At 66.9% G+C, this 12,414-nt stretch carries 14 protein-coding genes; 5 read left to right on the top strand and 9 right to left on the bottom strand.

Going from position 1 to position 12,414, the window contains the following annotated elements; translation table 11 throughout:
* Position 1: 1 nt before the first annotated feature.
* The 9 genes from AU194_RS08535 to AU194_RS08495 form a co-directional block, all read right to left on the bottom strand.
* Positions 2-841: an SDR family NAD(P)-dependent oxidoreductase gene (locus AU194_RS08535; RefSeq protein ID WP_059088804.1), complete on the bottom strand. Its 840-nt coding sequence runs from the start codon at positions 839-841 to the stop codon at positions 2-4.
* A gap of 13 nt (positions 842-854) precedes the next feature.
* Positions 855-1,286 (bottom strand): nuclear transport factor 2 family protein, encoded by a 432-nt coding sequence (locus AU194_RS08530; RefSeq protein ID WP_059088803.1) that lies wholly within the window; start codon positions 1,284-1,286, stop codon positions 855-857.
* Between the two features lie 4 nt (positions 1,287-1,290).
* Positions 1,291-2,424 (bottom strand): NDMA-dependent alcohol dehydrogenase, encoded by a 1,134-nt coding sequence (locus AU194_RS08525; protein ID WP_059088802.1) that lies wholly within the window; start codon positions 2,422-2,424, stop codon positions 1,291-1,293.
* A gap of 91 nt (positions 2,425-2,515) precedes the next feature.
* Positions 2,516-3,064, bottom strand: coding sequence for a nuclear transport factor 2 family protein (locus AU194_RS08520; RefSeq protein WP_059088801.1), 549 nt, complete (start codon positions 3,062-3,064; stop codon positions 2,516-2,518).
* 2 nt (positions 3,065-3,066) lie between these two features.
* Complete coding sequence (locus tag AU194_RS08515) at positions 3,067-3,273, bottom strand: ferredoxin (protein WP_059088800.1); 207 nt, start codon at positions 3,271-3,273, stop codon at positions 3,067-3,069.
* A 4-nt stretch (positions 3,274-3,277) separates the two neighbouring features.
* Positions 3,278-4,636, bottom strand: a complete 1,359-nt coding sequence (locus tag AU194_RS08510) for a cytochrome P450 (RefSeq protein ID WP_059088799.1) — start codon at positions 4,634-4,636, stop codon at positions 3,278-3,280.
* Positions 4,633-5,457: an SDR family oxidoreductase gene (locus AU194_RS08505; protein ID WP_059088798.1), complete on the bottom strand. Its 825-nt coding sequence runs from the start codon at positions 5,455-5,457 to the stop codon at positions 4,633-4,635. Before AU194_RS08505 ends, AU194_RS08510 begins: the two co-directional genes overlap by 4 nt.
* A gap of 12 nt (positions 5,458-5,469) precedes the next feature.
* The gene (locus tag AU194_RS08500) at positions 5,470-6,678 is read right to left on the bottom strand and encodes a cytochrome P450 (RefSeq protein WP_059088797.1); all 1,209 of its coding nucleotides are present in this window, start codon (positions 6,676-6,678) and stop codon (positions 5,470-5,472) included.
* Entirely contained in the window at positions 6,675-7,259 is a 585-nt protein-coding gene (locus tag AU194_RS08495) for a TetR family transcriptional regulator (RefSeq protein WP_059088796.1), read from the bottom strand. Before AU194_RS08495 ends, AU194_RS08500 begins: the two co-directional genes overlap by 4 nt.
* Positions 7,260-7,399: 140 nt before the next feature.
* On the opposite strand from AU194_RS08495, the gene AU194_RS08490 reads away from it, so the two are divergent.
* From AU194_RS08490 to AU194_RS08470, 5 genes are read left to right on the top strand one after another with little or no spacing between them, the layout of a single operon-like run.
* A complete protein-coding gene (locus AU194_RS08490; protein WP_059088795.1) occupies positions 7,400-8,869 on the top strand; it encodes an aldehyde dehydrogenase in 1,470 nt (489 codons plus the stop codon).
* Between the two features lie 10 nt (positions 8,870-8,879).
* Positions 8,880-9,644 carry an SDR family oxidoreductase gene (locus AU194_RS08485; protein ID WP_059088794.1) on the top strand — a complete coding sequence of 255 codons (765 nt, stop codon included), beginning with the start codon at positions 8,880-8,882 and terminating at the stop codon, positions 9,642-9,644.
* The gene (locus AU194_RS08480) at positions 9,641-10,504 is read left to right on the top strand and encodes an NAD(P)-dependent oxidoreductase (protein WP_059088793.1); all 864 of its coding nucleotides are present in this window, start codon (positions 9,641-9,643) and stop codon (positions 10,502-10,504) included. Before AU194_RS08485 ends, AU194_RS08480 begins: the two co-directional genes overlap by 4 nt.
* A gap of 2 nt (positions 10,505-10,506) precedes the next feature.
* Positions 10,507-10,941, top strand: a complete 435-nt coding sequence (locus AU194_RS08475; RefSeq protein WP_059088792.1) for a carboxymuconolactone decarboxylase family protein — start codon at positions 10,507-10,509, stop codon at positions 10,939-10,941.
* Entirely contained in the window at positions 10,931-12,157 is a 1,227-nt protein-coding gene (locus AU194_RS08470; RefSeq protein ID WP_059088791.1) for a hypothetical protein, read from the top strand. The genes AU194_RS08475 and AU194_RS08470 overlap by 11 nt, the downstream gene beginning before the upstream one ends.
* Positions 12,158-12,414 lie beyond the last annotated feature (257 nt).

Below are 12,414 nucleotides of genomic sequence, written 5' to 3'. Positions count from 1 at the left end.
CTCAGTGCAGCATGCCGTGCAGTTCCTCGACCGTCCACGGCGGGGAGTCGTGGTGGTCGCGGTAGCCCAGAAAGGTGGGGGACTGGCGGGTGAACTCGCCGACGAACCCGCCCGCGGCGATGAAGATCCGGCCCGTGACGTCGCGGGCCAGGTCGCCGGCGAGGTAGGCGTACGTCGGCGCCACGTACTCCGGCGGGCCCGCGTCGAGCGCGCCCTGCAGGCTGACGTCGTCGAGCAGGCCGCGCCGGTTCAACTCCCGGACGTGGCCTTCGTAGTCGGGGCCGGTCGACAACCGCGTCTTCGCGCCCGGGCACACGACGTTGGCGCGCACGCGGTGTTCCCGCAGTTCCGCGGCGATCGCCAAGGTCAGCCCGTTGACCGCACCCTTGCCCGCCGGATAGCCGGTGCCTCCGTAATCACCAAGGGACGCAAACGAACTCGTGTTGACGATCGCCCCGCCGCCCTGGGCCACCATGCGGGGCGCGGCGGCACGGCAGGTCTCGAACACCGTGCCCAGGTGCGCGTCGAGCAGTTCGCGGAACTGCGCGGACGTCACTGTGAGGATCGACGATCCGGGTGGTTCGGCGGTACCGGCGCAGTTGATCAGGATGTCGATGGACCCGAACTCGCGGACGCACCGGTCGACGAGCGCGTCAGCCACCTCGGGTTCCGCCGGTGAACCCGCCACCCCGACGCCCGAAACCCGTTGCGCCGCAGCGTTGACGGCTTCGGGATCGCGTCCGCTGACCACGACTCCGGCGCCTTGCGCCGCGAGCAGTTCGGCCGCCGCGAGACCGATACCCCGGGAGCCGCCGACGACGACCGCCCCACGTCCGGCCAGCGGCCGCTCGGCGCTAATCGCTCTTGGCCTCTTCGAACGTCATCGAGTCCATGTTCCAGTAGCCGCGCAGGTTCGTGATCAGCCCGGCGTCGTCGACCCGGTAGGTGAACACCCCGCGGACCGTGGCCACGAAGCCGTTCGGGAACTCGGTGCGCAACACCAGGACGTAGGCGATCTCCGTCGGCGAACTGGACGGGAACGTCGCCTCACACGTGACGGTGAGGGTGTTGGGGCCGATGTTGGCGTCGTAGAACGCCGCCACGGCCTCCTTACCGCGCACCCCGTTGCCGTCCGGGTTGGTGACCGCCTCGCCGATCGGGTCCTCGATGACGACGTCGTCGGCCATCAGGGCCAGCCAACCCTCTTTGTCGCCGGACTGGACGCAGCGCCACGACGCACGTGACGCTGCGACCACCGGTGACTGCGCGACGGTCTCCTGGCTCACGGCTCTACCGGTCGGCGTCGGTGTAGCGGATGACGCCGCGGATGTTGCGGCCCTCCAGCATGTCCTGGTACCCGTCGTTGATCTGCTCGAGCTTGTACTGGCGGGTGACCATGTCGTCGAGGTTGAGCCTGCCGGCTTTGTACATCGACAGCAGCTGCGGGATGTCGTGGTGCGGGTTGCCGCCACCGAAGATGGTGCCCTGCAGGTTCTTCTGCAGCAGCGTCAGCATCGAGAGGTTGAGCTTGACGTCGTTGCTCGCCATGTTCGCCACGGCAGTGGCGACCACGGTGCCGCCCTTGGCCGTGATGTTCATGTAGTCGTCGATGTCCTCACCCTTGAGCTCACCGACGGTGACGATGGTCTTGTGCGCCATCCGGCCCTGGGTGACCTCGGCGACACCGGCCATCGCGCTGTAGATGTCCGGATACGCATGCGTGGCACCGAACTTCAGCGCCGTATCACGTTTGAAGTCGACCGGGTCGACGACGAAGATGTTGCGGGCGCCTGCGTTCAGCGCACCCTGCAGCGCGCCGGTGCCCACGCCGCCGACGCCGACGATGACCACGTCCTGGCCGGGCCGGATGTCGCCGCTGCGCACCGCCGAGCCGTAGCCGGTGGTGACACCGCAGCCGACCAGGCAGGCGACCTCGAAGGGGATCGACGGATCGATCTTCACCACCGAGCTCTTGTGCACCACCATGTACGGGCTGAAGGTGCCGAGCAGGGTCATCGGGATGACGGGCTGGCCGTTCTTGGCCGCGTGGATGCGGTAGGTGCCGTCGGACACCGCGGTGCCCGCGAGCAGGCCGGCGCCGAGGTCGCAGAGGTTGCGCAGACCTTCCTGGCAGGCCGGACACTCACCGCACGACGGGATGAACGACAGCACGACGTGATCGCCGGGCTTGATGTGGTCGACTCCGGGGCCCACCTCGGTCACGACGCCCGCGCCTTCGTGGCCGCCGAGGACCGGGAAACCCGCCATCGGGATGTCGCCGGTGACGAGGTGGTGGTCGGAGTGGCACATCCCCGACGCTTCCATCTGGATCTTGACCTCGTCCTTGACGGGGTCCCCGATCTCGATCTCCTCGATCGACCACGGCTGGTTGAACTCCCAGATCAGTGCGCCTTTTGTCTTCATACTCAAGTGCCTTCCGATAGAGCCGGTTCCCACAGACTAGAGGCATTAGTTAGGTGCGTCACAGCCACCCCCAACTAACTGTTTGGCCGGGTCACCAGATGGGTACCGGCGCCTGACCGATCGGGTAGTAGCCGGGCAGTTTCTCTCCGGACAGCGACCGTTCGATGCGCTTCTGCATGGCGGGGGTGAGGTCCCCGGACTCGATCAGCTTCGCGTACCCCTTCGCCACGTGGCCGAAGTCGAAGAAGTCGCGCTGCCACTCGATCAGCAGGGAGTCGTTGAGGCGGAACCAGCTGCCGCCGATGCCGTAGATCTCGGCGGTGGTGCCATCGCTCTTGTTGGCGATCTGCTTCCAGAAGCCGACGATCTCGTTCTGCTTCTCGTCGATCAGCGTGCGCTGGTACTCGTAGTACCAGTTCTCCAGGCCCAGCATCTCCAGACCGAGGGCGATCTCGCGGATCTCGTCCTTCCCGACGCACATCACGTCTTCCTTCGGCCCGATGTTCCAGCCGTAGGTGGCGTCCTCGGTGTAGAACTCCGCCAGGTTCGTCCAGTCACCGGCCGCCTCGGAATCTTTGTTGGCCTTGAGCCAGCGCTCGACCCAGTCCTCGAGTGCTTCGCGTGTGGAAGATGACGCCATTGTCAGTCCTTTTCTGTGATGGATAGAGCACGGGTGGGGCACATCTCGACGGCCAGTTCGACGGCGTCGCGTAGTTCATCGGGGGGTTCGTGGTCGGCGATCTCGACGACACCGCGTTTGGGCACTGTGAACACCTCCGGGGCCTCCAGTTCGCACATCGCGTGGCCCTGGCAGAGGTCCTCGTCGAGTTCGACGCGATAGCAGCCCATCGGACTAGGCCTTCGTGCGCTTGCGGTAGCGCACCTTGGCGGGCTGAGCCAGCTGCACCACCATCTTCGAGTGGTCGTTGCGGTAGCTCTCCGACGGCTGCGACATCTCGAATTCGTACTCGCGCAACAGCACCGAGAAGATCGCCTTGATCTGCATCTGTGCGAACGCCGCACCCACGCAGCGGTGCTTGCCCGCGCCGAACGGGATCCACGTCCACCGGTTGATCAGATCTTCCTGGCGCGGCTTCTCGTAACGGCTGGGATCGAAGGCATCCGGGTCGGGAAAGTCCTCGGGAATGCGGTTGGAGATGGCCGGGGAGGCCGCCACCATCTGGCCCTTGTGGATGGGATGGCCCGCGACCTCGAACTCGTCTTGAGCGACCCGCATCAGGATGATCAGTGGCGGGTGCAGCCGCAGCGTCTCCTTCAGCGCGTTGTCCAGGTTCGGGATCTGGCGCAGCGCATGGAAACTCACCTCCTGGCCGTCGGCGTAGAGATCGTCGAGCTCCTGCTGGATTTTCGCGTAGAACTCGGGGTGGCGCAGAAGTTCGATCAGCGTCCACGACGAGGTGCCCGAGCTGGTGTGGTGTCCGGCGAACATCAGTGAGATGAACATGCCGGTGACCTCGTTGGCGGTGAAGCGGGGATTGCCATCGTCGTCCTTGATCGAGACCAGCACGTCGAGCAGGTCGCGGTCGGCCTTGTCCTTCGGCGGGTTCGCGAGCCGCCCGTCCATGATGTCCTGGACCAGCGCAACGAGTTTCACCCGCGACTCGTCGCGGATGCGGAAGCTCTCGATGTCGAGGTAGGGATCGACGTAGCAGAGTGGATCGGTGCCGCGCTCCAGCTGGTGGTAGTACTGGGCGAAACGGCTGTCGAGCTGTTCGCGGAACTTCAGCCCGATCAGGCAGGCGGTCGAGGTGTAGATGGTCAGCTCGGAGAAGAAGTCGAGCAGTTCGATCTCCCCCTCGTCGCCCCACCCGGCGATCATCTTCTTGACCTCGTTCTCGATGGTGGCAGCGTGACCCTTCATCTGTTCGCCGCGCAGCGCGGTGTTGTGCAGCATCTCCGCGCGTCGCTCGGGATCGGCGTCGAACACCACACCTTCGCCGAAGATCGGCGTCATGAACGGGTAGGCCTCGGCCTGGTTGAGCTCACTGTCGGTGGAGCGGAAGAAGAACTCGTTGGCTTCCGAGCCCGAGAGCATCACCACCTGCTTGCCGGCCAGCTGGAACCAGCCCACATCGCCGCATTCGTCGCGGACCCGCTGCATCAGGCCGATCGGATCAGTGCGGAACTCCTCGAGGTGTCCGTGCTCCTCGTCCTCACCACCGGAGACCCGGGGGACGATCGCAGTCGTCATGACGGCATTCCCTCCTCACCAAGGGCGAGTTTCTGTCGGTCTTTCACTTCGGTCAGCGGCGCCTCGGGCTGCAGCTCCATGTTGGCGATGAAGCCCCCGCGCGGGGTCTCGGCGACGAACGTGATTGCCCGCGCCAGATCGTCGGCGCGCAGGAAGTAGTCGTGGCGGGCCTGACCCCACTTCGCCCAGTCCTCGAGGGCGGGCCCGATCAGCTCGGCGGGCAGGCTCCACCCCATCGACGTCTTGGTCGGTCCCGGATGCACGATCGAGGCGCGCACGCCGGTGCCCTCGAGTTCCATCTGCAGATTGGTGACCATCGCGACGAGCGCCGCCTTGGCGGCGCCGTACGCTCCCATGTGCGGCCGCTGCCGCAGTGCCACATCGGATCCCACGAAGATCAGGTCGCCGCGCCTGCGCTCGATCATCCCGGGCAACACCGCGGTGGCGACCCGGTTCGCGCCGACCAGGTGGATCTGGACCTGCGACTCGAACTGCTCGGTGCTGATGTCGGCGAGCTTGCCGAAGTAGGTGTCACCGGCGCCGGCCACCAAGACCTCGATGTCGCCCAGCTGCGAGGTGGTCTGCTCGACGGCCGACTTCACCGAATCGGGCTCGGTGACGTCGAGGTGTACGGCGATCGCCTCGCCGCCGTCGGCGCGGATCCTGCCGACGATCTCCTCGAGCTTCTCCACCCGCCGGGCCCCGAGTGCTACGGGAAAGCCGTTGCGGGCGAGGCGAATAGCGGTCGCCTCACCGATTCCGGATGATGCGCCCGCCACCAGTGCGGGCCGACGGTCGGGGAGGGGGTCAAAACGAGGCATGCAACGGGCCTTTCAGCGCAATTCCACGTGTATCGGAAGGTGAGCGAATCCGCGGACGTTGCTGGAGTGGACGCGGACGGCGTTGGCCTCGTCGACCTCGTACCCACGGATTCGCTTGAACAACTCGGCCAGCGCCACCCTCGCCTCCATCCGCGCCAGATGCGCGCCGAGGCAGAAGTGGGCGCCGCTGCCGAAACTCATGAGCTTGGAACCGATCTCGCGGCCGATGACGTAGTCGTCGGGGTTGTCGAAGACGCGCTCATCGCGGTGCGCGGAGCCGGGCAGCAGCAGCAGGACGTCGCCGTCGGGGATGACGGTGTCATAGAGCGTGAGCTCACCGGCGACGGTGCGGGCCAGGATCTGGCTCGACGTGTCGTAGCGCAGCGTCTCCTCGACCCACAGCGGCACCAGGGTCGGATCGTCGAAGACCGGTGCGAGCTGCTCGGGATTGCGGTGACCCCAGAACGCGGCATTGGCAAGCAGTTTCGTGGTGGTCTCGTTGCCGGCTATGACCATCAGGAACATGAAGCCGATGATCTCGTCGTCGGTGAGCCGGTCGCCGTCGATCTCGGCCTCCAGCAGCGCGGAGGTGAGGTCGTCGGTCAGCTTCCTGCGGCGTTCGGCGACCATCTCCTGGTAGTAGACGATCAGGTTGAGCGACGCCTCGACCGCGGACGCGGGGACGTCGGTCACGCCCTCCTCGCGGTGCATCACCGCATCGGCCCATGCCCGCACCTGCACGCGGTCCGCCTCGGGTACGCCCATCAACTCGGAGATGACGTCCATGGGGAGCTTGCCCGCGAATTCGTCGACGTAGTCGACGGTTCCGTCCCCGGCGCCCTCGAGCATCGCGTCGAGGTGCCGGACCGCGATCTCGGTGACGCGGGGTTCGAGTTCGCGGATGCGCCGCGGCGTGAAGCCCTTGGACACCAGCGTGCGCAGCCGCAGGTGGTCTGGATCGTCCATCGCGAGGAACGACATGGTCTTCGAGGCGTGCGGACCGCGCGACGCCGGGTCCAGGGACACCCCGAACTTGTTCGACAGCGTGGTGCTGTTGCGGAACCCCTTGAGCACGTCGGCGTGCCGGGAGACCGCCCAGAACCCCAGTTCCTCGTTGCGGTACAGCGGTGCGGCGTCGCGCAACCGCTTGTAATACGGGTACGGATCCTCGTGGAAGTCGTAGTCGTAGGGGTCGAGCACCACATCCGTGGTCAGGCTCATTGAACGTCTCCCAAGATGAGGCCGACGACGTAAGTCAGCCGGTCGGCGATCTGGTGGTAGGTGAAGGCGCCGCTGCCCGCGTTGACCAGCGCGCCGAAGAACGTCATCTCCAGGGCCGAGACCTTGCGCGGATCGGCGCCCGGTCCGATCGCCGAGGTGATGCGCTTGTGGATCTCGGCGCCGATGCGGTCGCGGGCGGTGCGGACGGCGGCGTCACTGTTGCTCAGCAGTGCGGTGGTGCACGCCGCCGCCACCTCGGGTTCGTCGGCCAGGATCAGCGTCATGCTGCGCAGCGCCTTGTCCACGCGGGTGAGCATGCTGTCGTTGACGTCGGTGAAGTACGGCACCTGACGGATCAGGTCCAGGTACACCTCGGCGATGAGGTGGTTCTTCGACGAGAAGTACGTGTATGCCGTGGCGGGAGCGACTTTCGCGCGCGCGGCGACGGCCCGCACGGTGAGGTCGGCGTAGGACGACTCCCGCAACATCTCGACGCCGGCGGACAACACCTTGCGGAAGGTCTCCTCCTGCCGGCGGTTGCGCGGCGACTCCGGGAGCGCGGCCACTGCATCGCTGGACACATGTCCAAGTTATCCGACGCCGCGGGCGGGAAGCAAGGCCCGATCGGAATCCATGAGTGCTTGCCACCTCGGTTGATCGCCGTCTAAGGTGCGAATGAACACAGCCGGACAGTTGTCCAGTGAACTGGAGTGGAGTGCGGATGGCGATACTGGCCGATGGCGAAAGCCGACTGCTCATCGACGGAAAACTGGTCGCGGGAAGTGGGGGCACGTTCCCCACCGTGAACCCGGCCACCGAGGAGGTGCTCGGCGTCGCGGCGGACGCGGATTTTGCCGATATGGGCCGCGCCATCGAGGCGGCCCGCACGGCGTTCGACGAGACCGACTGGGCCACGAACACCGAGTTGCGGGTGCGCTGTCTGCGTCAGCTCAAGGATGCGCTGCGCGAGCACGTCGAGGAGTTGCGCGACATCACGATCGCCGAGGTGGGCGCACCGCGGATGCTGACCTCCGGCGCGCAACTGGAAGGCCCGATCGACGACCTCGGCTTCTGCGCGGACACCGCCGAGGCCTATCCGTGGCGCACCGATCTCGGACACGCCACCCCGCAGGGCATTCCGACCAACCGGACGCTCGCACGCGAGGCCGTCGGCGTCGTCGGCGCCATCACGCCATGGAACTTCCCGCATCAGATCAACCTCGCCAAGGTCGGTCCTGCCCTGGCCGCGGGCAACACGCTGGTACTCAAACCCGCACCCGACACCCCGTGGTGCGCGGCCGCAGTCGGCGAGATCATCGCCGAGCACACCGATTTCCCGGCCGGCGTCATCAACATCGTCACCTCCGACGACCATGCCGTCGGCGCGCTGCTGTCCCAGGATCCGCGGGTCGACATGGTGTCGTTCACCGGATCGACCGCGACCGGCCGTGCGGTGATGACCGACGCCGCCGCGACCATCAAGAAGGTGTTCCTGGAACTCGGCGGCAAGTCGGCGTTCCTCGTGCTCGACGACGCCGACCTGGCCGGTGCCTGCGCGATGTCGGCGTTCACCGCCGCCATGCACGCCGGTCAGGGATGTGCGATCACCACCCGCCTGGTGGTGCCTCGCGCCCGCTACGACGAGGCCGTCGAGGCGGCGGCCGCCACCATGGGGTCGATCACCCCGGGTGACCCGACCAGTAAACGCACCGTCTGCGGTCCGGTGATCTCCGCGCGGCAGCGGGACCGGATCCAGGGTTACCTCGACCTCGCCCTGCAGGAGGGCGGCCGATTCGCCTGTGGCGGAGGGCGTCCCGCCGACCGCGAGACCGGCTTCTTCGTCGAGCCGACGGTGATCGCGGGTCTGGACAACAGCGCCCGCGTCGCCCGGGAGGAGATCTTCGGGCCCGTGCTGACGGTCATCGCCCACGACGGCGACGACGACGCCGTGCGCATCGCCAACGACTCGCCCTACGGGCTGAGCGGCACGGTGTTCAGCGGTGACGACGACCGCGCCCAGGCCGTCGCCGCCCGGTTGCGGGTCGGCACCGTGAACGTCAACGGCGGTATCTGGTACTCGGCTGACGCACCGTTCGGCGGTTACAAGCAGTCGGGGATCGGGCGCGAGATGGGCGTCGCCGGGTTCGAGGAGTACACCGAGATCAAATTGATTGCCACAGCAGCGAATTAAGGAGCTTTCGATGGTCAACTACGGCGACGACTTCAAGGACAAGGTCGCCATCGTCACCGGGGCGGGCGGCGGGATCGGACAGGCCTACGCCGAGGCGCTGGCCCGTCAGGGTGCCGCGGTCGTCGTGGCCGACATCAACGTCGAGGGCGCCCAGAAGGTGGCCGACGGTATCAAGGGCGAAGGCGGTAACGCGCTGGCCGTCCGGGTCGACGTGTCCGATCCGGACTCGGCGAAAGAGATGGCCGCGCAGACGCTTTCGGAGTTCGGCGGGATCGACTACCTGGTCAACAACGCCGCGATCTTCGGCGGGATGAAGCTCGACTTCCTCATCACCGTCGACTGGGACTACTACAAGAAGTTCATGAGCGTGAACCTCGACGGCGCGCTGGTGTGCACCCGCGCGGTGTACCGAAAGATGGCCAAGCGGGGCGGCGGGGCGATCGTCAACCAGTCGTCGACCGCGGCGTGGCTGTACTCGAACTTCTACGGGCTGGCGAAGGTGGGCATCAACGGGCTGACCCAGCAGCTGGCCACCGAGTTGGGCGGGCAGAACATCCGCGTCAACGCGATCGCCCCGGGGCCGATCGACACCGAGGCCAACCGCACAACGACGCCGCAGGAGATGGTCGCCGACATCGTCAAGGGCATCCCGCTGTCGCGGATGGGCCAGCCCGAGGACCTCGTCGGGATGTGCCTGTTCCTGCTGTCGGATCAGGCCAAGTGGGTCACCGGCCAGATCTTCAACGTCGACGGCGGACAGATCATCCGCTCATGAGTACGGAACTCAAGTACGGCTACATCGGCCTGGGCAACATGGGTGCGCCGATGGCCAGACGACTGACCGGATGGCCGGGCGGGCTCGTCGTGTTCGACCTGCGCGCCGAGGCGATGGCACCGCTGGCCGAGGCCGGCGCGGCCACGGCGGGCAGCCTCGCCGAGGTGGCGGCCGCCGACATCATCAGCATCACCGTGCTCAACGACGCGCAGGTGCGCAGCGTGGTCGCAGACCTCGTCCCGCAGGTCAAACCGGGGACCGTCATCGCGATCCACTCGACGATCAGCCCGGACACCGCCGTCGAACTGGCCGACGAGCTGCGGCCGAAGGACATCCACGTCGTCGACGCGCCGGTGTCCGGCGGCGGTGCCGCGGCCGAGAAAGGCGAACTGGCCGTCATGGTCGGCGCCGACCGCCCGGTGTACGAGCGGATCAAACCGGCGTTCAAGCAGTTCGCCTCGATGGTGATCCACGCCGGCGAACCGGGTGCGGGCACGCGGATGAAGTTGGCGCGCAACATGTTGACGTTCACCGGGTACGCCGCGGCCTGCGAGGCCATGCGGCTGGCTGAACAGGCGGGGATCGATCTGCAGCAGCTCGGCCGGGTGGTCCGGCACACCGACGCGCTGACCAGCGGGCCCGGAGCGATCATGGTGCGGGACAACATGAGACCGCTCGACCACGACAACTTCCTGTACGAGTCCTTCCTGCACGCCCGCGGGCTGGGTGAGAAGGATCTGGCGCTGGCGCTGGCGCTGGGGGAGAAGGTGTCGGTGGATCTGCCCCTGGCGCAGGTGGCGCTGCAGAACCTGGCGGACGGACTGGGTGTGCCGCACGTGGAATCCAGCACGGAGGAGTGAGCATGGACGAGTTGCGCCGCAAGGGCCTCGAGAAGATGAACGAGGTCTACGGCTGGGAGATGCCGGACATGCCCGGCGAATACTTCGCCCTGACCGCCGACCACCTCTTCGGCACCATCTGGACCCGGCCGGGCCTGTCGATGCGCGACAAGCGGATCATGACGCTGACGGTCGTGACCGCCCTCGGGATATCGGACCTGGCGGAGATCCAAGCCAACGCCGCGCTGGCGAACGAGGAGCTCACCGAGGAGGAGCTCAAGGAGATGGCGATCTTCCTGACCCACTACCTGGGCTTCCCGCTGGGCTCCAAGCTCGACGGTGTCGTCACCAAGGTGGTCAAGCAGCGCAGGAAGGCGGCCGGCAAGGGTGAGGACAAGAAGGGCAACGTCAACGCCGCACTGAACATGCACTCGGGGAGCAGTCTCGATGATGAGTAGGTACGCCGCGCTCACGCGCGAGGAACTCGCCACGCTGGTCCCGGAACTGCTGTTGATCGGCCAGTTGATCGACCGGTCCGGGATGGCCTGGTGCATCAGCAGTTTCGGCCGTGAGGAGATGCTGCAGATCGCGATCGAGGAGTGGGCCGGGTCCAGCCCCGTCTACACCAAGCGGATGCAGAAGGCGCTGAAGTACGAGGGCGTCGACGTGATCACGATCTTCAAGGGTCTGCAGCTCGACATCGGCGCACCGCCGCAGTTCATGGACTTCCGCTACACCGTGCACGACCGCTGGCACGGGGAGTTCCACCTCGACCACTGCGGCGCGCTGCTCGACGTCGAGCCCATGGGCGAGGACTACGTCCGCGGTATGTGCCACGACATCGAGGACCCGACCTTCGACGCGACCGCGCTCGCCACCAACCGGCGCTGCCAGGTGCGGCCGATCCACCGGCCGCCGCGCACGCCCGCCGACCGGCACCCGCACTGCCGGTGGACGGTCATCATCGACGAGTCCCATCCCGAGGTGCCGTTCATCCCGCAGCTCGACATCGTTGCCGCCAGCCGCGCGAACCACACCGAGCTCGAACCGATCGACCCGGACGATGAAGGGTTGTCGGACTATTCGGGTCCGCTGCTGTCCGACGTCGACTTCGGGGCGTTCTCGCATTCGGCGCTCGTGCGCATCGCCGACGAGGTCTGCCTGCAGATGCACCTGCTGGTGCTGTCGTTCAACTTGGCGATCCAGGCGCGTACGAAAGACGATGCGGCGTTGGAGCGTTCGATCCGCACCAAACAGCTCATCGGGATCGCGGGGGTGGCCGCGGACCGGATCCGGCGGGCGTTGGACCTGCCCGCCGACGCCACGGGTGCCCTGCGGGTGCTGGAACTGCATCCGCTGTTCAATCCCGCCGCCTACGTGTACGCCGACGTCGATCCCGGGTTCCTGCACGTGCGGCGTTCGCCCGCGCACGCCGACGGCGCCTGGATCTCGCTGGTCTCCCCGGCGGCCGACGCACCGCTGCAGGCCGCGGTCCAGGCCGTCGACCCGCGGCTGCGCGCCGAGGTGTCGGGCACCGAGACCGACTGGACGGTCCGCGTGGTCGAGACCGACACCGCGGCCAAGGAGATGTCCGAGGTCGCGGTGACGCGGGTCAGCGGCGGCGCGGAGTTCGTGTTCCAGCCGCGACGGTCGCTGCCGCTCACGGTCGTCTAGCCTCCGGCGCCGCCGAGACTGCGGGGAGATCGCCGTTTCGCGAGATTTCGTGATCTGGCAGCAGTCTCGGCGGATTTCTGCCACGTGTCGGTCAATCACTGCCAACGGGATGGATGGCGCTGACCTGCGGGTTGAAGCAGTCAGACCGGCCAGGAAAACCCTCCAGACCGTAAGACGCGAAAGAGGCAGAACAATGAACAAGTTCGGATTCGCCACCATCATCGCCGGCGGACTGGCCACCGGATTCCTGGCCTTCG

It is taken from the genome of Mycobacterium sp. GA-2829 (assembly GCF_001499965.1).
In the GTDB taxonomy this organism is placed as follows: domain Bacteria; phylum Actinomycetota; class Actinomycetes; order Mycobacteriales; family Mycobacteriaceae; genus Mycobacterium.
Note: the sequence above shows the minus strand (reverse complement) of the source record. Positions and strands in the feature narration are given on the sequence as shown.

Coding starts and splice junctions, on each gene's coding strand:
- AU194_RS08525 (WP_059088802.1), bottom strand. CDS start 2,424: ATGAAGACAAAAGGCGCACTGATCTGGGAGTTCAACCAGCCGTGGTCG.
- AU194_RS08520 (WP_059088801.1), bottom strand. CDS start 3,064: ATGGCGTCATCTTCCACACGCGAAGCACTCGAGGACTGGGTCGAGCGC.
- AU194_RS08515 (WP_059088800.1), bottom strand. CDS start 3,273: ATGGGCTGCTATCGCGTCGAACTCGACGAGGACCTCTGCCAGGGCCAC.
- AU194_RS08510 (WP_059088799.1), bottom strand. CDS start 4,636: ATGACGACTGCGATCGTCCCCCGGGTCTCCGGTGGTGAGGACGAGGAG.
- AU194_RS08505 (WP_059088798.1), bottom strand. CDS start 5,457: ATGCCTCGTTTTGACCCCCTCCCCGACCGTCGGCCCGCACTGGTGGCG.
- AU194_RS08500 (WP_059088797.1), bottom strand. CDS start 6,678: ATGAGCCTGACCACGGATGTGGTGCTCGACCCCTACGACTACGACTTC.
- AU194_RS08490 (WP_059088795.1), top strand. CDS start 7,400: ATGGCGATACTGGCCGATGGCGAAAGCCGACTGCTCATCGACGGAAAA.
- AU194_RS08485 (WP_059088794.1), top strand. CDS start 8,880: ATGGTCAACTACGGCGACGACTTCAAGGACAAGGTCGCCATCGTCACC.
- AU194_RS08480 (WP_059088793.1), top strand. CDS start 9,641: ATGAGTACGGAACTCAAGTACGGCTACATCGGCCTGGGCAACATGGGT.
- AU194_RS08475 (WP_059088792.1), top strand. CDS start 10,507: ATGGACGAGTTGCGCCGCAAGGGCCTCGAGAAGATGAACGAGGTCTAC.
- AU194_RS08470 (WP_059088791.1), top strand. CDS start 10,931: ATGATGAGTAGGTACGCCGCGCTCACGCGCGAGGAACTCGCCACGCTG.